Origin of the sequence: Rhizobium sp. L51/94 (assembly GCF_019355555.1) — a bacterium.
Classification (GTDB): Bacteria; Pseudomonadota; Alphaproteobacteria; order Rhizobiales; family Rhizobiaceae; genus Rhizobium; species Rhizobium rhododendri.
The window spans coordinates 1,927,262-1,946,504 of record NZ_CP072141.1 but is presented as its reverse complement, the minus strand read 5'-3'; the positions used below and the strand labels follow the sequence as shown (position 1 = coordinate 1,946,504).

Annotated in this window: 22 protein-coding genes; 9 read left to right on the top strand and 13 right to left on the bottom strand. The window is 61.8% G+C overall.

All coding sequences use genetic code 11. The features are described 5' to 3' along the window. Positions 1-19: 19 nt before the first annotated feature. Together J5274_RS09525 and J5274_RS09520 are read right to left on the bottom strand one after the other, a co-directional pair. Positions 20-328: a Dabb family protein gene (locus tag J5274_RS09525; protein WP_142824386.1), complete on the bottom strand. Its 309-nt coding sequence runs from the start codon at positions 326-328 to the stop codon at positions 20-22. Between the two features lie 179 nt (positions 329-507). Then, positions 508-2,346, bottom strand: a complete 1,839-nt coding sequence (locus J5274_RS09520; RefSeq protein ID WP_219274572.1) for an alkaline phosphatase family protein — start codon at positions 2,344-2,346, stop codon at positions 508-510. A gap of 239 nt (positions 2,347-2,585) precedes the next feature. Between J5274_RS09520 and J5274_RS09515 the strand changes: the two genes are divergently transcribed. Further along, positions 2,586-3,551, top strand: coding sequence for a magnesium and cobalt transport protein CorA (locus tag J5274_RS09515; RefSeq protein WP_142824384.1), 966 nt, complete (start codon positions 2,586-2,588; stop codon positions 3,549-3,551). A 54-nt stretch (positions 3,552-3,605) separates the two neighbouring features. Next, positions 3,606-4,010: a thioesterase family protein gene (locus J5274_RS09510; RefSeq protein ID WP_219274571.1), complete on the top strand. Its 405-nt coding sequence runs from the start codon at positions 3,606-3,608 to the stop codon at positions 4,008-4,010. A 12-nt stretch (positions 4,011-4,022) separates the two neighbouring features. On the opposite strand, the gene J5274_RS09505 is transcribed toward J5274_RS09510, so the two are convergent. Beyond that, positions 4,023-4,640 carry a glycoside hydrolase family 19 protein gene (locus J5274_RS09505; protein ID WP_142824382.1) on the bottom strand — a complete coding sequence of 206 codons (618 nt, stop codon included), beginning with the start codon at positions 4,638-4,640 and terminating at the stop codon, positions 4,023-4,025. A 229-nt stretch (positions 4,641-4,869) separates the two neighbouring features. Between J5274_RS09505 and J5274_RS09500 the strand changes: the two genes are divergently transcribed. Then, on the top strand, positions 4,870-5,139 hold the full coding sequence (locus J5274_RS09500) for a hypothetical protein (protein WP_142829886.1): 270 nt from the start codon (positions 4,870-4,872) through the stop codon (positions 5,137-5,139). A 41-nt stretch (positions 5,140-5,180) separates the two neighbouring features. Here the strand turns inward: J5274_RS09500 and J5274_RS09495 are convergent, their stop codons facing one another. From J5274_RS09495 to J5274_RS09475, 5 genes are all read right to left on the bottom strand, one after another. Next, on the bottom strand, positions 5,181-6,449 hold the full coding sequence (locus J5274_RS09495) for a DNA-packaging protein (protein ID WP_142824495.1): 1,269 nt from the start codon (positions 6,447-6,449) through the stop codon (positions 5,181-5,183). Positions 6,450-6,666: 217 nt separating this feature from the next. Further along, complete coding sequence (locus J5274_RS09490) at positions 6,667-7,272, bottom strand: hypothetical protein (RefSeq protein WP_142824381.1); 606 nt, start codon at positions 7,270-7,272, stop codon at positions 6,667-6,669. A gap of 172 nt (positions 7,273-7,444) precedes the next feature. Beyond that, positions 7,445-8,062 (bottom strand): PIN domain-containing protein, encoded by a 618-nt coding sequence (locus J5274_RS09485; protein ID WP_142824380.1) that lies wholly within the window; start codon positions 8,060-8,062, stop codon positions 7,445-7,447. Between the two features lie 3 nt (positions 8,063-8,065). Beyond that, positions 8,066-8,422 (bottom strand): hypothetical protein, encoded by a 357-nt coding sequence (locus tag J5274_RS09480; protein ID WP_142824379.1) that lies wholly within the window; start codon positions 8,420-8,422, stop codon positions 8,066-8,068. A gap of 492 nt (positions 8,423-8,914) precedes the next feature. Further along, positions 8,915-9,436, bottom strand: coding sequence for a YcgN family cysteine cluster protein (locus J5274_RS09475; RefSeq protein ID WP_142824378.1), 522 nt, complete (start codon positions 9,434-9,436; stop codon positions 8,915-8,917). 178 nt (positions 9,437-9,614) lie between these two features. Here J5274_RS09475 and J5274_RS09470 point away from each other — a divergent pair, with 178 nt between their 5' ends. Both J5274_RS09470 and J5274_RS09465 read left to right on the top strand, forming a co-directional pair. Further along, a complete protein-coding gene (locus J5274_RS09470) occupies positions 9,615-11,777 on the top strand; it encodes a transglycosylase domain-containing protein (protein ID WP_142824377.1) in 2,163 nt (720 codons plus the stop codon). A gap of 92 nt (positions 11,778-11,869) precedes the next feature. Then, the gene (locus J5274_RS09465; protein WP_142824376.1) at positions 11,870-12,691 is read left to right on the top strand and encodes an endonuclease/exonuclease/phosphatase family protein; all 822 of its coding nucleotides are present in this window, start codon (positions 11,870-11,872) and stop codon (positions 12,689-12,691) included. Between the two features lie 97 nt (positions 12,692-12,788). Here J5274_RS09465 and J5274_RS09460 read toward each other — a convergent pair whose 3' ends face one another. Together J5274_RS09460 and J5274_RS09455 are read right to left on the bottom strand one after the other, a co-directional pair. Further along, on the bottom strand, positions 12,789-14,270 hold the full coding sequence (locus tag J5274_RS09460) for a hypothetical protein (protein WP_142824375.1): 1,482 nt from the start codon (positions 14,268-14,270) through the stop codon (positions 12,789-12,791). Positions 14,271-14,603: 333 nt separating this feature from the next. Continuing rightward, positions 14,604-15,104 carry a GNAT family N-acetyltransferase gene (locus J5274_RS09455; RefSeq protein WP_219274570.1) on the bottom strand — a complete coding sequence of 167 codons (501 nt, stop codon included), beginning with the start codon at positions 15,102-15,104 and terminating at the stop codon, positions 14,604-14,606. 154 nt (positions 15,105-15,258) lie between these two features. Here J5274_RS09455 and J5274_RS09450 point away from each other — a divergent pair, with 154 nt between their 5' ends. Both J5274_RS09450 and J5274_RS09445 read left to right on the top strand, forming a co-directional pair. Continuing rightward, positions 15,259-15,846: a DUF1214 domain-containing protein gene (locus tag J5274_RS09450; RefSeq protein ID WP_142824494.1), complete on the top strand. Its 588-nt coding sequence runs from the start codon at positions 15,259-15,261 to the stop codon at positions 15,844-15,846. Continuing rightward, entirely contained in the window at positions 15,839-16,387 is a 549-nt protein-coding gene (locus tag J5274_RS09445; RefSeq protein ID WP_142824373.1) for a DUF1254 domain-containing protein, read from the top strand. Before J5274_RS09450 ends, J5274_RS09445 begins: the two co-directional genes overlap by 8 nt. 25 nt (positions 16,388-16,412) lie before the next feature. On the opposite strand, the gene J5274_RS09440 is transcribed toward J5274_RS09445, so the two are convergent. Together J5274_RS09440 and J5274_RS28775 are read right to left on the bottom strand one after the other, a co-directional pair. Further along, on the bottom strand, positions 16,413-16,595 hold the full coding sequence (locus J5274_RS09440) for a hypothetical protein (RefSeq protein ID WP_142824372.1): 183 nt from the start codon (positions 16,593-16,595) through the stop codon (positions 16,413-16,415). Continuing rightward, on the bottom strand, positions 16,588-16,719 hold the full coding sequence (locus J5274_RS28775) for a hypothetical protein (RefSeq protein WP_257625643.1): 132 nt from the start codon (positions 16,717-16,719) through the stop codon (positions 16,588-16,590). Before J5274_RS28775 ends, J5274_RS09440 begins: the two co-directional genes overlap by 8 nt. 459 nt (positions 16,720-17,178) lie before the next feature. Here J5274_RS28775 and J5274_RS09435 point away from each other — a divergent pair, with 459 nt between their 5' ends. Both J5274_RS09435 and J5274_RS09430 read left to right on the top strand, forming a co-directional pair. Further along, entirely contained in the window at positions 17,179-17,403 is a 225-nt protein-coding gene (locus J5274_RS09435; protein ID WP_142824371.1) for a hypothetical protein, read from the top strand. 286 nt (positions 17,404-17,689) lie between these two features. Beyond that, positions 17,690-18,715 carry a DUF2336 domain-containing protein gene (locus tag J5274_RS09430; RefSeq protein WP_202617137.1) on the top strand — a complete coding sequence of 342 codons (1,026 nt, stop codon included), beginning with the start codon at positions 17,690-17,692 and terminating at the stop codon, positions 18,713-18,715. 12 nt (positions 18,716-18,727) lie between these two features. Here J5274_RS09430 and J5274_RS09425 read toward each other — a convergent pair whose 3' ends face one another. Then, positions 18,728-19,084 (bottom strand): DUF1491 family protein, encoded by a 357-nt coding sequence (locus tag J5274_RS09425; RefSeq protein WP_142824370.1) that lies wholly within the window; start codon positions 19,082-19,084, stop codon positions 18,728-18,730. Between the last annotated feature and the right edge of the window lie 159 nt (positions 19,085-19,243).

Genomic DNA, 19,243 nt, shown 5'->3' with positions numbered 1-19,243 from the left:
AGCCAAACGCCCCGCCGCCCTAAATCGCCTCCCGCACCGCCGTCTCGCTGTCGTAGTCCGCGGCAATCCGCATCTCGCGCAGCGGCCGGACGCGTTCTATCGAGATCTGGTAATTCGGATGGGCCTTGTAGGCCGCCAGTGCTGCCTCGTCGTCGAATTCGCCGTAGACGACGAGGTCGACGTCGGTGCCGAGCTGGTCGGTCTTGACGTTGGTGCCGATCTCCAGCAGCCGGGCGTGAGGAATTTCGGTGAGGATCGACAGGCCTGCCCGGACCGCCTCCAGATTGGCCCGATCGGCGACGTTGAAGAAGACGATATGACGGATCACGCGTGGCACTCCTCGAGGACGTTGTCTGTCGCAGCGGTTAGCATGCGTGCCGCCGGCGTTCAACCGGGGCATGCTGCCCCGGGCTCAGTCCATCAAGCGGGAAAGTCCAATGCGATCTCGGCAGGGATCTTTTCCCAGGGCGCCGAGATCGCGCCGTTTTGAACCTCGATCGGCCTGCCTCAGTTCATCGATGTGCCGTCCGATACGGTGAGACCGACAGTGCGACCGGGGAAGCCGGCGGCGTCGAAATATCGGGTATCGCCGACCATCTGCATGTCGATGATCGTCTTCAGACCGTTTTCGGCCGGTTCCGACACCAGCATTTTCGTGGCGACCTCGGGCATGGTGCCGTCCTTCATCGCTTCGGTGATGACGCGGCCGACGAGCTTGCCCTTGTCTTCGGTCTTGAGGTCGAGGATGCGGGCGATGGTCTTGCCGATGTCCGCATTGCTGGTCGGCGCGGCGTCGACGAAGCCTGACTTGAAGTCCGGGCCGATCATCGCCTGGAAGTTCCAGGTATCGGCACGGCTGAAGGATCCGTGCATGCCCTGGCCCTGCTGCAGTCCGCTGTCGGCGACCTCGGCAGTGCAGCGCTCCGGCTGGCCGCAGATCGTCGAGAAGGAGCGGAAGTTGACGGCGATGGCCGGCATCGGCGTGACGGCAGACCCTTCCAGCGCGATGTCGTCGAGCGACAGTGTACCGGGGAAGGCACCGAGCGATTTGGCGACGAAGATGCCGCTGACGTAATCCTGCTTCAGGAGCGCATCGACGACGTTCTTTGCCATCGCCTTGTCGCCGTCCGGCAGGTAAATCAGGTCAGATCCGCCGTTGGCAGCCACCACCACCTTCGGGTGGTCCTTGTCCCCGCCGATCAGGCCGTTGCCGCTCTTCGGGTGCTGGCCGGCGTCGATCGCCTTGTAATCCTGGTCCGGATCGATCAGCGGCAGGCTCAGCGCCTTGGCAAGGTCGAGCGAAAGGAAGCCGACCGGCAAAAGGCCGGGGGTGACGTCGGCGTAGCTCGCCTTACCGGCGGCGCTGGTCTGGCTTTGCTTCGAAATCGTCGAGAAACCATGGTCAGCGGTCACGATGATGTCGGTGCTGTCGGCCAGTCCCTGTTCCTGCAGGGCAGCGCGCAGGCGGCCGAGATCGTCGTCGGCATTGCGGATGGCCGCCATCGAGGTCGGGCCGTTGATGCCGGGCACCAGCTTGCCGAGGCTGTCGCCCTGGCTATGCTGGGTGCCATCCGGATCGCGGGACCAAAAGACCATGACGAACGGCTTGTGCTTGTCGGCAAGCTCGGGCAGCACGGCGCGGGTGGCGGCGGCAGCGAAATAATCCTGCTGGATGGTGTTGGCCGATTTCGTCCCTGCCGTCTGGAAATCGCCCGACTTGCTGTTGGGCCCACGGCCTGGCGCCGCCAGTTGCAGCCCGGCTGCCTTCAGGCGATCCTGCGTTTCGGCAGACAGCGGGATACCCTTCTCGGTGCCGGTAGCATCGTCGATCAGGATGGTCTTTTCGCCGGTTCGCTCGGTGTGGTCGAAAATCAGTGCGGGACCGAGCTTGCCGATCGAGGCGGTGCCGAACCCCTTGTCGCGGGCCAGCTGCAGGATAGTCGCCTCGTTCAGGTAGTTGCCGGAGAAATGCTCGTCGACATCGCCGAGCACCGGATCGCTTTCGAGAAACGGCGTCAGGCTCTTGCCGGCGCCGGGAACCTGGAAGCCGGTGTAGATGGTGTTCGAGAAATCGCCCGTATCGCCAAGCATATGGCCGGTCGCCAGTGCGGAGGCATTGGCCGTGGTGAAGGTCGGAAACAGCGAGTGGCTGTTGCGCAGATAGACGCCGTTGCGGGCGAGCGCCGCCATGTTGGGCGCCGTGGTGTCGTCGACAACGGGGCTGCGGAGACCGTCGGCAACAAACAGGATGACATTGTGCGGCTGGTCGGCGGCTCCGGCAGCGCCGATGGCGCAAAGGCTTGCAACTCCGGCTGCGAGCACGGCGGATAGAAATTTCAATGTCATGGCTGTCTCCGATCTCTTGACTGAGCCCGACGCTAGCCGCGCTGCTTGACAGTTTCGTGACAGTTGCAAGACCGGTTCACACATTGAAACCCACAGACGATTGTCAACTTCCAACGGATGCGATTTGCACCACGCAAAAATTCGCACCCGCCCTTACATCGCGCGGCGGGGTGCCTAGATAGCGGCGGTAGATGGCGTTCATGCGGGTGTTGCATGGGGCCGAGACGGGGTCCTTTTGCATGAGTGTTGTTGCATCCTTTCTGTATCGCGATGGAGTGCGGGCCGAGAAGGTGCCGATTGCGGCAGCGGTTGCGCCGGTGGCGGAGAACGAATTCGTCTGGATCGGGCTGCATGATCCGACCCTCGACGAACTGCAGGTGCTGCAGCGCTCGTTCGGGCTGCACCGCCTGGCCGTCGAGGACGCGCTGAATGCCAAGCAGGTCCCCAAGCTCGATATCTACGGCGAGCAGTTGTTCGTGCTGGCAAAGACCGCACACCTCACCGGCGATGACATCGACTATGGCGAGACGGCGATCTTCGTCGGCAAGCGCCACATCATTACCGTCCGGCACGGATCGGACCGGGGCCACAGCCAGCTGCGCGGCCAGCTCGAGGAATCGCCGCAGTTGCTGGCCCACGGCACGGATTACGTGCTGCATGCGATCATCGATTTCATCGTCGATGGCTACCTGCCGGTCGTCCAGACGATCGAGGACCATGTGCTCGGCATGGAAAGCCGCATGCTCGAATCCTTCCTGGAGCGGACCCAGATCACCCGCCTGTTCCAGCTGCGCCGTCAGGTCATCCTGTTCCAGCGCGTCCTCGGGCCGATGTCGGAACTGTGCGGCAAGCTCGTCCATCTCGACCTGCCCTGTCTCGACTATGAGGCAAAGCCCTATTTCCGCGACGTGCTCGACCATGTCCACCGGGTGGAATCGATGGTTGCCGGTCTCCGGGACGTCATCACCTCCGTTTTCGAGGCCAGTAACCTGCTCGAGCAGCAGCGCCAGGGGGTGATTACCCGGCAGCTTGCGGCCTGGGCGGCTATCCTTGCCGTGCCCACTGCGATTGCGGGCATCTACGGCATGAATTTCGAAAACATGCCCGAACTGAAGACCGAATACGGCTATTACGTCGTGCTCGGCGTCATCGTCGTTCTCTGCGGCGGGCTCTACATGCGCTTCAAAAAGACCGGCTGGATCTGAGCCTCTCCTCACCCCGGTATTGAATAGCCCTCCCGCTGCTCCCAAGTGTAGGACATGCCGCATCACCCGACACCCACGTTCGAGCACCGCATCACGATATCGCCGGGGGACATCGACCAGATGGGGCATGTCAACAACGCCGTCTATCTGCAGTGGGTGCAGGAGACGATCGTCAGCTACTGGAAGCATGTCGCTCCGATCGAGGCCCGGGGAGGCCTGCTCTGGGTCGCGCTCAAGCACGACATAACCTACCGTGCGCCGCTTTTCCTCGACGACAATGTCGAGGCGCTGGTGACGGCGACGGAGACCCGTGGTTCGCGGGCGTCGTTCAAGACCATCTTCAAGCGCGGCAAGGATGTGTCCGCGGAAGTCATCAGTTCCTGGTGCTGCGTCGATGCGGCCACCCGCAAGCCCAAGCGTGTCGCACGCGACCTCGTCCGCAGGTTCCTGCCCGACTAAGGCTGGTTGCCTCTAAACCGTGTAGCTGAGCGCCGCGTAATAGATCTTGCCGTAGCCAGCAATCGTGTCGGCGCGGTCGAGGCCATTGACGATCCGGCGGGCGTTGACCCAGTCGCCCTTGGTCTTGTTAAAATAGTCCGCCAGCTTGCGGCCGGTGAAGCTGCCGTTCAGCATGCCGTAGAAGATGATCAGGACGGCCACGTCCAGATCCAGCGCAAGATCGGGATCGGCGACCAGATCGACGCCGATGGCATCCCCGAGCTTCCGGTAATTCGCCTTGAAGGTGATCTGCACCAGTCCGCGGCCGAACCAGTATTTCCCATCGGCATCCTTGCGCCAGTACGGCGTCTTCACCCATGAGAGCTTTCCCGCATCCCAGGCCGCCTCCAGCTTGGCTGCGGCCTGCTCGTCGGTGTTGGCCAGCGTCTCGCGGACAGGCTGCATGGTGAAGGCGGATTCGTGGTAGGCGGTCGCCAGGATATAGGCGAGCCACCGGTCGTCGCTTTTGGCGTGGTCCTTTTCCCAGGCATCGAGGACGGCCTCGTGGCCCTCGACCTGCGCCATGTTCAGGCCGTTTGGATAGAGTTTTTCGCGCAGCTGGTCGAAGAAGAAGTCGCGGTTCAGGCTCATCTGTCTCTCCATTGTCTATGCAGCGGAATGGACTTGTGCACCGGAGGTCGTCACGTCGCGAATGCGCTCCGGAGAGCGCTGCGTGTCCTTTCTTTGTGAGGCGATTCATAGCTCAGCGACACAACCCTGCGCGCGTATATTGGGCACGGCCGCAAGCATCCTGGATTGAACTCGACAGAGGACATCGATGCCGACGAGGCTTTGATCCGGCAACGTGGCCGGGGATTGCATGATCTCCACAACTTCAATCGGTTTAAAAAAAATTCAATCGTTTAACATGTTTAAACCCCTGATTTACAACCGCTTTAAGCTGTGGAACTATGATGTCACAAAGTCGTTATCTGCCCAGTCAACGTCCAGCGAGGTTCTGATGTCAAAGCCCGATCAAAGCACCAAAACCGTTCCACAGCATGTTTTCGAGCGCCATGAAAGCGAATGGCGCCAGATGCAAACCCGCGAGACGGCTCCAAAGCCGGCGACCCATACCGCCCAGGCCTGAGACTGCGGGCAGCCCGGCGCTGCCCGTCATTATCCACGGTTTCAGATGCCGCGGACACGGGGCTCGCCGCCACCTTCCAGCATCAGCGCCGTCAACGCCCAGACCAGCGCATCGAGCCGGTCGGGCGACCGGCCGAGCGACAATCCATCCGGTCCGAAATCGCACATCTGGTCTTCCAGCGCCGTGAAACGCCCGGCGTGACCCACGCGGCCTTGTTCGTAGAGGGCTGCCACCGGCTCGGCCCGCAGAAATTTGCCGCGCGTCGCACGTACCGTCGTTACCGGCAGGTTGATGTCGATGCTGCGCAGCATGGCCGTCACCATGTCGCCGCCCTGGTTGATCTCGGCAACGATGCGGTCGGCATCGAAACGCCGGAAGGCCCTGACGACAGCCCCCGCCCATGTGGCAGGACTTGCGCCTTCCACCGAGCAATCGGCCAGTACCACCGCCCTTCCCGAGGCCTCGAGGCCTGCGACGACGATGCCGCAGCAGGCATTTGGCCCGGCGGAGGCCGGCGGGTCGACGGCAACGACGATGCGCCGGAGCGGGCCAGTCAGTTTTTGCACCAGCGCCGCAATCGTGTCGCGCTTCCAGAGACCATCCTCGCGGTCCTCTATCAGTTCTCCATCCAGCTCCTGGCGCCCTAGCCGCGTACCGCCGTAGCGGGCTGCAAGTGCCGAGATGAAACCCGGCGACAGGTTGCCCGCGTTGGACAGCGTCGACAGACGCGTAACGACCGTGCCGGCATCGGCCAATAGGTTTTTGAGCAACGGCACCGGGCGCGGCGTCGTGGTCACCAGCTGCTGCGGATGCTCGCCGAGGCGAAGCCCGAACTGCAGCATGTCAAAGGTTTCCTGGCCATGCTTCCATTTGGCCAGCTCGTCGCACCAGGCGAAATGAAACTGCGGCCCGCGCAGGCTTTCTGGATCTTCGGAGGAGAATATCTGGGCCACCGCGCCATTCGGCCAGACCAGCCGGCGGCGGGAGATCTCGAAATCCGGCCGCTTCAGCCGGGCGATGCGACAGATGCCGGACACGCCGTCGATCATCACCTCGCGGGCATCGCCAAGCGTTTCGGCGACCAGCGCGATACGAAGATCGGACCGGTCTCCGGCGCTGGCGAGCCCATGCACCCATTCTGCACCCGCCCTTGTCTTGCCGGAGCCGCGACCGCCGAGCAGCAACCAGCTGCGCCAACACCCCGGCGGCGGCCTCTGGTGATCGCGACCGGCGATCTCCCAGTCCTTGACGGCGAGATATTCCGCGGCAAGCGCATTGAGGACGGCATCGCAATCGGTATCGCCCGCCATCCGGCCTCCCCTCGCCGCCAGCGCCGGACCGGCACCAGCCGATTGGCCTGAAGCAAGCCCCGACGCCGTGACGCTTGAGAGTTGCTCGGACACGGCCGTCACACTTGCCGGCGAAGGTTCGGCCTGCCTGAAGGCCCGGTTGTCCGCCGAAATCGCAGCGGCGCGGCTCGTGCACCTGAGTTGCGCCATTTCCGTACTGTGGGTCTTCAACACGTCGTCAAAATACCGCATCAGCTTCAGCAGCCGGCGGATCCCCTTGCGGCGGCCCGGTGGCGGTGGCGGCGGGATCCAGACCGGGGTTAGCCCGCTGAAGATCGCGTTCCGCAACAATTGCCCGCGCCCGATCCTCGGCACGTTGCTCGATGATCGCCAGCAGCCGGCGCTTGTTTTCCACATATCCGGGCCCATCGGCATGGCGCTCGATCTCCGTTTCCCGGTCGCGCGCCATCTGGCGCTGCAGGCCATCGATCTTTTCCAGCGTCCGGACGATCAGCGACATCGCATCGACCGACAGCTTGACATCGGCACGGGCAAGCTTTGCCGCAGCCTCGTCGCCCGTCCCTTCCGCAAACGCCTTGCCGGACGCTTCCGCCGCAGAGCGCAGTCCCTTGAAATAGTCGAACTCGGCCCGCATCTCGACCGTCATCTCGTTGAGCAAAGTCCGAAGGACATCCTCGGCACTGCCGGATTTGATTTCCAGCAGGCAGGCTTCCGCCTGTCGAAGGCACTCGTTGGCACCCCACCCGATATCGCAACCCCGATAGGCCAGCGCATTCGGCCAGTACCCGAACAGGCCGGGATCGAAACCCTCGAATTCATGCATGGCAACTCTCACGGGTCAGCGCGCCGGACACGAAAGCGTCAGCGGGCGGGACATGGAATTTTTCGGAATGCTGAACCAATGAGGCCGCCGCACCCGATCTCCCCCCTGTGGGGGAGATGCCCGACAGGGCAGAGGGGGGTGAATGCGGCAGTCTCGGCAGTTGCCGAAATACTCATAGGCCAACCGAATTGTCTGGCTTCTGGATCGTATTCCACAGGATGCCGGGCGTAAAATCGTAGCCCAGGCGTATCCACTGCATGACATCGAACGGGTGCGCGATAATCAGATCCGCGCTGCCGATCTCGTATCTGAGAGCCTGGAGGGTTCGCTTGCCAGAAGACGTCGTGTTCACCACTTGAGTGTCGACGACAGACGCATCGTTGGAAGCGAAATCTTTCAAATTATCCGTGACAAGAATGTCGGCTTCGGACCCGAAGGCCGTCGCCAGCACGCCTGCATCCTCGACGTCGGACATGGCGAAGCGCTCTTCTCCGCCCAGGATAAGATAGGGATCAAGCCCATCCGGCCCATATTTCATGATATCGACAATAGAGCCGGTATAGGCATCAATGCGGTCATTCGAAAATTGCAGCCGGCGGAGAACCGTCTCAAGGGTTTCGATCATCTCGAAGGAGACGACCAACTGAGACCTGTCGGCCACGCCCCATTTCTGGTTGCTCACCATCGACACCAGGGTCTGCGTTGCAGTTCCCACATGACCACGGTCGTGCGCCATTATGTTGGCGACGAAGACATTGACATCGAGCACCACCCGGACCGGACGATCCATGCCTTACTTCCGGTGCGCTACGGCTCGGGTAAGGGACGTGGCCTCCTCCAACATGTCGATCTCGCTGGACGCATCTTCAGGCCCTCCGAAACGGTGCTCGGATGCGAGATCGGCGGTTGCCTTCTCAAGACGGACCCTTGCGGCCGCAGCCATCATTTCGCGGCCAAGCCTGGTGATCGTGTCCTGGTCGTTCTGTGCGTTCAACTCGAGCAGCAAATCGCGAACGCCCTTGGGAAGCCCAACGAAAACAGTGATTGCGCTGGAAACCGCGTTCGATACGGACCTGTTTTCCATCGAAGCCACCATCTTCAATTTCGTGGCCGTTTTGCCATCGACATTCGCCGAGATTGTGGAGGACATCGCTAGCTCCTATAGAAACACATCATTTCTATATACCCGCGAGGGCAGCCGTTTACAACCTGCCTATACCCCCAGAAATCACGGTGGCCACCCCCTCTGTCAGCTACGCTGACATCTCCCCCACAAGCGGGGGAGATCAGGCTGGCGTCGCCTTGGCCGTTACCTCACCAACGTCCCCGCTTTTGGCGGCAGACCATGAGGTGTCAGAATGTGAGGCATCTAATTACCAGGGATGCAGACAATACGGCCCCAGCTGATCTCCCCCCTTGTGGGGGAGATGCCCGACAGGGCAGAGGGGGGGTGAATGCGGCGGTCTCGATAGGCTCCCTGTCAGCGACGCTGACATCTCCCCCACAAGGGGGGGAGATCAGGCTGGGGGTCTTCTTGCCCGCACCTCTCCGACTATACCTAAAACTAACAAACAACCGTCACGCCGTCAAGGACTATTTTCCTATAATGATGATTTCGGTATTTGAATTTGGGAATAGAGGATTATTTCCCTATTTCATCAGCCCGCTGGCGCTCGTCTTCTTCCGCATCGCCGTCGCCATCCCTTGGCATGTCGCCGACCGTCAGCGGCCAGTCCACTACGTGGTCCTCGTAGTCGTCGACCGGCACGTCTTCTTCGCTGAAGGTGCGGCCCCTGGTCGAGATGCCGGCGGCGTGGACGGTCTCGGGGTCGCCGGAGACGAGGGGGTGCCACCAGTAGAGATCGCGCCTCTCGTTGATCAGCCGGTAGCCGCAGGTCGGTGGAAGCCACTGGATTTCCGACACATTCTCAAGTGTCAGCTGGACGCAGTCGGGTACGAAATCCCAGCGGTTGGGATAGCTGGTGCAGCGGCAGCTGTCGCTGTCCATCAGCTTGCAGCGGACATCGGTGAAATAGATGTCGCCACTGTCCCACTCCTCGATCTTGTTGAGACAACAGAGGCCGCAACCGTCGCAGATGCTCTCCCACTCGCCCGGTGTCATGTCGGCAAGGGTCTTGCGCTGCCAGAAGGGGGTTTCGTCCATGCTCTTGCTATCCCTGCGCGCCGGCCGTTTCAGGAAAGCCGCGCTGCTTTGTTTTGTGATTTGCCGGAAAGCAACCAATTGTTCAACCTGTGGCGGATATAGGGGATATCGGGTTGCCGGGGAAGGCTGAGCCTGCCGCATTCGGCGGAAGGCTCGAAGATCATACGGGAAATCACGCATGCAGGAGCCGATAGAGCCCGAAGGGCCTTCGCCGAAGAGGCCGCGCCGAAAACGCTTCCTGCTGCTGCGGCTGGATTCGCTGATCGATTCCACCGTCTGGAATGCCGGTTTCCGGGCCGCCGAAATCTGGGAAGACATCACCATCTTCTTCCGCCGCTTCCGCATGCATGGCTGGAAGCGCATCGTGTTCGAGTTGCTCGGCGAAGGCATGACGCTCGGTGTCGCGGCCTCCGTGGTGATGCTGGCGCTTGCCATGCCGGCCTTCGAATCGACGGTCGGCGACTGGCGCAACCGCGGTAATTTCGCCGTCACCTTCGAGGACCGCTACGGCAATGTAATCGGCCACCGCGGCATCATCCACGAGAACTCAGTACCGGTCGATGAACTGCCGGATTACTTCGTCAAGGCGGTACTGGCGACCGAGGACCGGCGCTTCTTCGATCATTTCGGCATCGACGTCTTCGGCCTGTTCCGGGCGCTGACCGTCAATGCGCAAGCCGGCGGCGTCGTCCAGGGCGGCTCGACGCTGACCCAGCAGCTGGCTAAAAACCTGTTTCTTTCCAACGAAAGATCCATCGAACGCAAGATCAAGGAGGCGTTTCTGGCGATCTGGCTGGAGGCCAACCTGTCGAAGAAGGAAATCCTCTCGCTCTATCTCGACCGCACTTATATGGGCGGCGGCACCTTCGGGGCGGCAGCGGCGGCGCAATATTATTTCGGCAAGAATATTTCGGACGTCAATCTGGCGGAGGCGGCGATGCTTGCCGGCCTGTTCAAGGCGCCGACCAAATATGCGCCCAGCGTCAACCTGCCGGCGGCACGCGCCCGCGCCAACGACGTGCTGTCGAACCTCGTGCAATCGGGCTTCATGACCGAGGGCCAGGTGGTGGCCGCGCGCCGCAACCCGGCCTCAGTGGTCGACAGGGCCGAAGTCGTGTCGCCGGATTTCTTCCTCGACTGGGCGTTCGACGAGGTGCAGCGGCTGTCGGCACGCTTTGCCGAGCGCTCGCTGATCGTTCGCACCACCATCGACATGAGCCTGCAGAAGGCAACCGAGGATTCCATCGGCTCCAGCCTGCTTGAATATGGCGAGCACTACAATGCCAAGCAGGGCGCGTCAGTACTGATCGAAACCGGCGGCGCCGTCAGGGCCATGGTCGGCGGCCGGGACTATGGCGAAAGCCAGTTCAACCGCGCCACCAAGGCGCTGCGCCAGCCGGGCTCGTCGTTCAAGATCTATACCTACGCGGTCGCCATGGAGAACGGCATGACGCCGGCCACGACCATCGTCGATGCGCCGATCTCCTGGGGCAACTGGAGCCCGCACAACTACGAGAACCGCTATGAAGGGCGGGTGACGCTGACCGAGGCCATCGCCAAGTCGATCAACACCATCCCGGTACGGCTTGCCAAGGAGCATTTCGGCATCCAGCCGATCCGCGAGATGGCCAAGCGAATGGGCGTCGAGAGCCCGGTTCGCAACGACAAGACCATTCCGATCGGCACCTCCGAGGTGACCGTCCTCGACCAGGCGACGGCCTACGCCGTCTTTCCCTCGGACGGACTGCAATCGCGGCGCCACGGCGTCAGCGAGATTGTCGGCTACGACGGCAAGATCCTCTATGATTTCAATCGCGACGAACCTGCGGCAAAGCGCGTGCTGTCGGAGCAGGCGAATGCCTCGATGACCCAGATGCTGACGCAGATCCCGGTCATCGGCACCGGTCGCAAGGCAGCCCTCGACCGCGGCATCGTCGTCGGCGGTAAGACCGGCACGACGCAGGCCTACCGCGACGCCTGGTTTATCGGCTTTTCCGGCAACTACACCTGCGCCGTCTGGTTCGGCAACGACGACTACACCTCGACCAACAACATGACCGGCGGCACCCTGCCGGCGATGACCTTCAAGAAGATCATGGACTACGCCCATCAGGGCATTGCGCTCAAAGCCATCCCCGGCATCGCCGACCCCTTCCCGGCCCAGAAACCGATGACAACAGCCGCCCGCAAAGCCGCCACGGACGCCGCCGCCAGCGCCGAACCACCCCCGGTCCGGCCCCGCTCGCTGTCGGCCGAATCGACCAAGGTGCTGCGGGATCTAGAGGAGCAGTTGAAGACCGCACCACCGCTGAAGGGACAGCGGGTGGCGAGTGTGGAGTAGTGACGGCAATTCCAGCAGTTGCCGTGAAGGATTGCTAGACACATCGCCGGTTTCACGTTTGAGATTGATGCATTGGAGTACGGGAGGCAGATGTGCGCGTGCTGTGTCTGAACGGCTGGGGCGGACGCCTCTATGAGCGCCTCGTTGCCTACGTGGCTGCAGTCGACCCCGATGTTCTCTGCCTGCAGGAAGTGGTCAAGACACCGGGTACAGGGCAGCGTTGGCTCACCTACCGCGACCAAGGTACCGCCCTACCGCAAAGAGCCAATTTTCTGGTTGACGTTGCGGTGGCCCTGCCCCATCACACGTCGATCTTCTGCCCGGCCGCTGAGGGCGATCTGTTTGATGGCGAGCAGCCATATAAGTCGCAATGGGGTCTAGCGACATTCGTTCGCGCCACCATTCCCATCATTGGCCAGACACAGGGCTTCGTTCACGGAGATTATTCGTCTGACGGATACGGACTGCATCCGCGGTCGCGGACCGCACACGCCGTTCGGCTGTTCGATGTGGAATTGCAGCAATGCATTACCATTGCACAGATGCATGGCTTGCGCGACTTGAGCGGCAAGCACGACACTCCCGAAAGGCATCAGCAGGCCAACAGGTTTGCGTTGCTGATCATGTCGACTGCGCGACCGGGAGAGCCTGTCGTGGCGTGCGGCGATTTCAATTTGCTGCCTGAAAGCAAGACATTCGATGTTCTCAGGAATATAGGCCTCACCGACCTTGTCACCGGCCGGGGCTTTCGGGGCACCAGAACGTCATTCTACCCCAAGCGAGAACGCTACGCCGACTATATGCTGGTCAACGATGCCGTCGGCGTAGACGCTTTCGAGGTTGTCTCAGAGCCCGAAGTCTCGGATCATTCACCGCTGCTGCTGACAGTCGGTGCCACGCTTCGCCAGGTGTGAGCCAGCAGCAGGACGCCGATGGATTTCATCAATGACTCATTTAACCTCAGCTGACTGCGGCCAGAGGGCCGCAGTCCCTTCATTCAGCAAAAGCTGATTACTTCTTGTAAAACGCCAGCCGCTTGACGCCGATTTTCATATTGTTGAAGTTGGAGGGCTTGAGCGGAAACAGGACGTTGGCGGAGTAGCTGCCGCTGATCGAGCCGATGGCGAGGTTGACGATGAACTCTGCAGGATTGGCATTGGTCCAGGTGTAGTTCTTCGTATCCACCAGCGTGCCGTTGACGTAGGTATCGACCTTGCCGGCGCTGGTGCGCACGACTTTCGTGAGCCTGATATCGCCGACCAGCGGACCGGTGAGGCGCTTGAGATAGCCGGCGCCGACATCCGCGGTTGCAGGCGCCCATTCGTCGTTGTTGAGCTGGAAGCCCTGGGTCACGGTCTCGCCGTGGGTGAAGGCCGAGAAGATGTCGGGCCCCTTGTAGAAGTCGAACCAGCTCTCGCTGTCGATCTCGTCGGAGCTCGTTGTCGAGGCGGTGGTATTCTTGCCGTAGAGCCAGGCAGCACCCCAGAAACCGTTCGGCTGGTTGGCGGGCAAGGCGTTCAGCTCGGCAATCGTGTTGACCTGGCGGCTGGCAACGGCCTCAGGGTAGTTGACGTTTGCATCGAAGGCGTAGTCGCCATTCTTGAGGTCAAAGGTGTCCTTGGTGATGATTTGCGCAGAGCGGATCGGCGGCACGAAGATCATCAGCTGGCCGGCCGGGTTCTGATAGGTCGAGGGCTGGCTGATGAACACGAATTTCTTCTGCGTGGTCACGGTCTTGGTGGTCTTGTCGACAGTGACAGCCCGGTAGTCGTCGTTTCGCTGGAAGGCGTTGTCCTTGACATAACCGACGGCCATTCCTGTCGGCATGGAGGCGGGAATGGTGTCGAACACCATGGTGGTGGCCGTGCCGGCGGCGTTGGTGGCGGTCGGCTGGGCGAGTTTCAGGGCATAGAAGGGCGTCAGGACGGCAAGCGCGTTGGTGACGGGATTGGTGGTGTTGGAGTTGAACATGGCAAGAAGCGTGATCTTCCCATCGGTGCCTATCGAGTCGACCCTGTATATGCCGCGCGACTGCAGCACGATCATGTTGCCGACCTCGATCTTGGTGCCGCTGGCAAAACCGAACTGTGCGGGGTCGATCGGACTGTTGACGTTGATCGAGCCGCTGATCTGGCCGAAGACATTGGTGAAGCCGCCGGAATAGGAGGCGTCGCCGCCGCCAAGCACGCCGGTCAGGTTAAGCCGGTCGCTGGCAAAGACGTGGGTCTGGGCGTTGCCAGCGGTATAGCGCTGGACTTCCGAGCCGATCGTTACTTCTGCCGCATTGTTCTGGAAATAGTTGAACTTGCCATCCAGTTGCGCCTTGTTGGTGATGGCAGTTTCGCCCGTGCCGGCCACGGCGCTGGTGCCGAAGACATAGGTTCCAAGCGAGGTCCAACCGGCGATCGCATCGTCGGCGGGAGCGGCCCGGGCAGCCGACTGCCCGAGAAGGATTGCGGTTGATAGGGCTAGAGCGGAGAGGAGCTTTTGCATGGCTTTTCCTTTTTGCCTGATCGACCGAGCCCGGAGATGGGCTCATAGTGCACTGCAATATGTGGAGCGCCCAAGCGTCTGGAATAGTCTGCTATCTCAAGGGTCGTTAGTTGCCATTGACCGGAAATTACTCGGTTCAACCCATGCAGAAAAACCGATACTGGTGTTGCAATCCTCGATTTTGCGAACCGTTTCGTAAATCTCCCGCGTGTGTTGATAAACGAAACCGATATTTCGCGTCGGCATCCGGGAAGCCCCGGCGTAGAGGCTTTCGAGACAGCTCGCGGGTTGCCGTCCGGGTGAGGCTCAATACCGGCGAATCGATTCCCGTCTTCAGTTTTTTAGGGCGACGATCCGTCTGGCCATGAGAATTTCGTCGATCTCCCTGCCCTGGTGCAACAATGCGCAGGGTATTCGACCGATCTCGGTAAAGCTCCGGCGACGGTAAAAGCGGATCGCAACATCATTTTCGGCACTGACCGCGAGCTCCAGCTGGCGAATGCCCTGGCCACGGGCAAATTCCACCAATGCTTCCAGAAGCGCTTCCGCAAGCCCCCTGCCGCGGGCATTCTCGCGCAGATAGACCATCTGGATCATGGCGCGGTGCGCCTTCTTGGCTGGGCGCTGCCGCGCAAGCGCCATGATCCCAACCGGCAGGTGGTTTTCGACTGCGATGAAGACATCATTGTCCACCAGACGGCGGCGCCATTCCTGATCTGGAAGGTCCTGCCAATCCTCGACACTACTGGCGTAACTTTCCGGCGAGGCTCGCAAGGCTTCGAGGCGAATGGACCGAAACAGATCTACATCGTCGGGTGACAGCAGCCGGATCATTGCGTGTCCTTTGCAAGAACGAAATTTCCGGCAATGTGCCACATTCGCCGAAGCTTTGGCAGGGGCGCGCTCGGCCCACGGACCATCCCGCCCTTCCCCCTCCCGGCAGAATCAGGAATAAGCTTGACGCTTGAGTTCTCACAAGGACGCCGCTGTGTTTCGGGTTCCTCTTCTGGTCGCGCTGTCGCTGGCCATTGCGTTTGGCGGCGGCATCCTGTTCACGCTCTATGCGCTCGATGCCAGCGCCGGTTTCGGCGCGATCCGGCTTGGCGCCTGGCAGGCCTTTCCGGCGCTGCATACCGTGGACGCCGACCCCTATGCCAAATCCCACCGCGCCCGCGACGGACGGCTGCTCTACGGCACCGCTGAGGGGCTGGAATTCACCGCTGGCGACGACGATGGGCATGACCGGCTGTCGGCCGGATGCCGCTACCGCATCAGCGGCCAGACGCCGCCGGCGCGGCTCTGGACGCTGTTCTCCGTCGCCCCGGACGGCAAGCCGCTGGCAGCCCAACCCGGCCGCCCGGCAGCAATCAACTCTTGGAACGTGCTACGCGACAGCGATTCCAGCTTTTCGATCGTCGTCTCGAAGGATGCCTCCGCCGGCAACTGGCTGGCGCTGCCGCCGGCTGGCAATTTCAAGCTGGTGCTGACGCTGCTGGACACGCCGGCGGCTGGCAGCGCGGGGCTGATCGACCTCTCGATGCCGAAGGTCGAGAAGATCGGCTGCGACCATGCTTAAGGTGCTGTTTGCCATCGTCGTCGGCGTGCTCGGTGCGGCCCTGCTGCATCTGGTGATCATCTTGGCGCTGCCCGCCTACAGCGATCGCGATGCCTTCCAGCGGGTCGAGGCGCTCGGCGAGGAAGATGCCTTTCACGTGCTGGACCCCACCACCAGTGCGGGCAGTCTCTCGAACGGCGATCCCTACATGCATACCGCCGTTTGCGCCTTCGACCTTGCCGACATGCCGGTGCACCTGATGGCGGCGGGCCATGTGCCATTCTGGTCCCTGGGGATCTACGACAGCGCTTCGAACGAAGTTTTCAGCATGAGCGACCGGACCTCGGTCGGGGGTGCGCTCGACGTGCTCGTGGCAGCGCCGGTGCAGCTTGCCGCGATCCGCAAGGCGTTGCCTGCAGAGCTGGCGCAATCCATTCTCGTGGAGATGACAGAGGGTCAGGGCTACGTGGTGTTGCGGACCATGGCGCCGCAGCCGAGTTTCAAAGAGGGCGCCAGTGATTTTCTCGCCAAGGCGCGATGCGACGCCTTCGACGCAAGCTAGATCGGCTATATCAGGACAAGGCCTGTCAGCCCTGTTTTCTCGTCTTCGTTTTCGGCCGCTTGGCGCCAGGCGCCGTGCGGCGCTTGGGCGGCTCGAGCCGCTCGTAGCGTACGCCGGTAAACAGCAGGATGCGGGCCGCCGTGCCATCATGGGCCGGAGGTGGCGGCTTGTGGTTTCGTCGGTCTTCCAGTCTTATGATATCAGCCATGTCTCGTCTCCATTGCAATCTTGAGACGGATGAACTTGCGATCGATTTCACCCTGTCCGCCTTTTTGGCGGACCGGCGCTCCCTCGGGAAAAGTCTTGCTGGCAAGAGCATGTCCGAAGGGCATTCGCGCCTTTCCAATAGCAGTGCGGTACGTGTCTGACGGTTTGCCGGGGCGCCCGAAGGGACGGTTTGCGGCGGTAGCGATTCGAACAGACGCCGGGTCGCGGTGTGCTTGCGCGGATTGAGACAGGGGATCGTTAACAAGACCTTAACGGCACGGGACGCCCTGCAACGCGTTTTGGTCCGCCGCCGTGCCAACAGGTCGGAACGGGAGCTTCGGATTGGCATGAGAAACCACCAATGGTTGAGGCGCAAAATTCTAAAATAGAATGGATTCATATTGTTAGCACCAGTGCCCGCCTGTCGGCGAGCCCTGCTGCGAGCGTGTGTGACACGAAAACGTCATGCAAATATTATTTGCGACTTTGGCCGTTTGGCGTATGGTTCCCCTACTGGCCGGCCCTGCAAACACCGGCAGTTCATGACATACAGTGTTTTCATCCCACAGCTTGGGAGATGTGCAATGACGCTTCTGCTCAACTCAGCCTTCACAACCGACGATGTAGACGTGCTTCGCGGCGCTCTCGACTGCTGGTATGCGGAAAAACGCATCGACCTGAAGAGCACGGAAGCGCAGTTTGCGGCTGCGGCCGCGCTCGACCTGTTTCAATCGGGCTACGATACCCGCGACAGGCTGCTGGTCGCCCTGCGCAGCCACAGTGCCCGCCAGGGCGTTTCCTACGCGTAACCTGTTGAAAGTAACCGGCGGCATGCTTGCTGCAACCTCGCTGCCGCAATCGCCTCCCCGCTTTTCACGAGCGTACCTTTTCGTGACACCTCCGTCGCATTTTTATTAAAGTTTTCACTGCCTATTAACCCTGATCGCGCTAACGTCACGGCATAGCCAGATCCGGACGCGAGCGTCCGCCGGGTCCTATCGTTTTCCGCGCGACGTTTTCGCCGGAGCGCGTTTGCCCGGCTGCCCCGCGTGCTGATCTCCGGCTCCCCTCTTTGTTCTGTGTGTGGGTGGTAGCGTGCGTGATCGGTTTCGAGACCTGGAAGGACCGCTTGGCGAGCGCAAGAAGGATGTGGTCCTGATGGCGACGGTTACCAGCTTCGAGGAACGGCCCCATCCCGGAAAATCCGAACTGCGGCAGTTTGCCGAATTGTTCATGCCGCTGTTTCTCGCCTCCAGCGACGAGGCCAAGCGACAGGCGGTCGCTGCTTTGTCGCAATGCCCGCATGTGCCGCCGGCCGTGGCGCTGTTCATCGGCTGCCAGCCGATCGCGATTGCCGCTCCGTTCATCGCCGGTGCCGCAACAATCGACGACGACACGCTGATCACCATAGCCCGCACGCAAGGAACGGAACACGCCAAGGCCATCGTCAAGCGCGACAATCTCTCGCCTGCGGTCGTCGATGCGCTGGTCGGCCTGCGCCATGCCGACACCGGTCGCGGCAAGACGAAGGCGCTGGAAACGCCACAGACCGAGCGTATCCCCTTGCTCGAGGCACCCGACAGCGCGATTGCCGAAAGACTGGCCCGCGAGGAGGCACTGCGCCAGCAATTGCGCCAGATTGCCCGCCACCTCTCCCACGACGATACCGATCGCCTCGGCCTGCGCAGCCTGACAGATGTCCAGGAAGCGCTGCTGGTGCGCTTTGCCCGCGAGCGCGAGGCCCAGAATTTTGCAACGGCGCTGGCCGACGCACTGTCGTCGAGCCGCTGGCTTGCCGAGCGCATCCTGCTCGATCTCTCCGGCCAACAGCTGGCGGTCACGCTGACCAGCCTCGGCATGAACTTCGCCGACGGGGTCTTCGTGCTGGAGCGCTTCTATCCGCATCTGAGCGAGGGTACCGGCAGCATCAGCCGCGCCTGGCGGATCATGGATTCGGTCGACCCGGTGGACAGCCAGGCGCGCGTCGAAACCTGGCGCCGCGCCGACCGCTACACCTACGTCACCCCGGACCAGGCAAGGCCCGCCAGCCAATTCAAGGCGCGCAATCCCGAGGCGGAAAACGACGTCTTACCGGCCCGGGCGCGCGGCGGAGCGCGCTAAAGGCCCCAGGTGTCAGAGCGGATTTTGCCGCTGGTCTGCGACAGGCACGATGTCGGCGATGTCGTCGGTCTCGAGTTCGAGTATCCAGAGATCGGCATCGAATTTCTGTTCGCGCTCGAGCATCTGACGCACCGTCTCGGCATCCTGACGCTCGAGGCGGACTTCGAACATCCGGCCGTTTGAACCATCCTCGTCGAACAGGCTTTGCGGCGCCGGACCGAACAGTGTTTCCAGCCCGTCGCGAAACCGCTGGCGTATGAAGATCGCCCCCGAAGCTTCCGCCCCCTTGCGCTCGACCGCGGCAAAATCCCCCCGGCCAAACAGCCGGCGGATCAGGGCGGATACAAAGATGTCGCTGCGCAGCCTCATGGATCCGGTGTATCTGGTGGCGCATCGACGAACAAGAGCGACGGTCCGGTAACGCTTCCACCGGCGTGCAGGTCGCGTGGCCGCGCCATGCGCCCCATGCCTTGCAATTCTCCGTTAAAAAACTGCGCGAAACATACGCCTTGCAAGACGCGAGCAATG

Coding starts and splice junctions, on each gene's coding strand:
- J5274_RS09515 (WP_142824384.1), top strand. CDS start 2,586: ATGAGTGTTGTTGCATCCTTTCTGTATCGCGATGGAGTGCGGGCCGAG.
- J5274_RS09485 (WP_142824380.1), bottom strand. CDS start 8,062: ATGGATCGTCCGGTCCGGGTGGTGCTCGATGTCAATGTCTTCGTCGCC.
- J5274_RS09475 (WP_142824378.1), bottom strand. CDS start 9,436: ATGGACGAAACCCCCTTCTGGCAGCGCAAGACCCTTGCCGACATGACA.
- J5274_RS09425 (WP_142824370.1), bottom strand. CDS start 19,084: ATGAGGCTGCGCAGCGACATCTTTGTATCCGCCCTGATCCGCCGGCTG.
- J5274_RS09445 (WP_142824373.1), top strand. CDS start 15,839: ATGCTTAAGGTGCTGTTTGCCATCGTCGTCGGCGTGCTCGGTGCGGCC.
- J5274_RS09455 (WP_219274570.1), bottom strand. CDS start 15,104: ATGATCCGGCTGCTGTCACCCGACGATGTAGATCTGTTTCGGTCCATT.
- J5274_RS09500 (WP_142829886.1), top strand. CDS start 4,870: ATGATCTCCACAACTTCAATCGGTTTAAAAAAAATTCAATCGTTTAAC.
- J5274_RS09480 (WP_142824379.1), bottom strand. CDS start 8,422: ATGTCCTCCACAATCTCGGCGAATGTCGATGGCAAAACGGCCACGAAA.
- J5274_RS28775 (WP_257625643.1), bottom strand. CDS start 16,719: ATGCCCTTCGGACATGCTCTTGCCAGCAAGACTTTTCCCGAGGGAGCG.
- J5274_RS09495 (WP_142824495.1), bottom strand. CDS start 6,449: ATGGCGGGCGATACCGATTGCGATGCCGTCCTCAATGCGCTTGCCGCG.
- J5274_RS09435 (WP_142824371.1), top strand. CDS start 17,179: ATGACGCTTCTGCTCAACTCAGCCTTCACAACCGACGATGTAGACGTG.
- J5274_RS09440 (WP_142824372.1), bottom strand. CDS start 16,595: ATGGCTGATATCATAAGACTGGAAGACCGACGAAACCACAAGCCGCCA.
- J5274_RS09510 (WP_219274571.1), top strand. CDS start 3,606: ATGCCGCATCACCCGACACCCACGTTCGAGCACCGCATCACGATATCG.
- J5274_RS09470 (WP_142824377.1), top strand. CDS start 9,615: ATGCAGGAGCCGATAGAGCCCGAAGGGCCTTCGCCGAAGAGGCCGCGC.
- J5274_RS09460 (WP_142824375.1), bottom strand. CDS start 14,270: ATGCAAAAGCTCCTCTCCGCTCTAGCCCTATCAACCGCAATCCTTCTC.
- J5274_RS09490 (WP_142824381.1), bottom strand. CDS start 7,272: ATGCATGAATTCGAGGGTTTCGATCCCGGCCTGTTCGGGTACTGGCCG.
- J5274_RS09520 (WP_219274572.1), bottom strand. CDS start 2,346: ATGACATTGAAATTTCTATCCGCCGTGCTCGCAGCCGGAGTTGCAAGC.
- J5274_RS09505 (WP_142824382.1), bottom strand. CDS start 4,640: ATGAGCCTGAACCGCGACTTCTTCTTCGACCAGCTGCGCGAAAAACTC.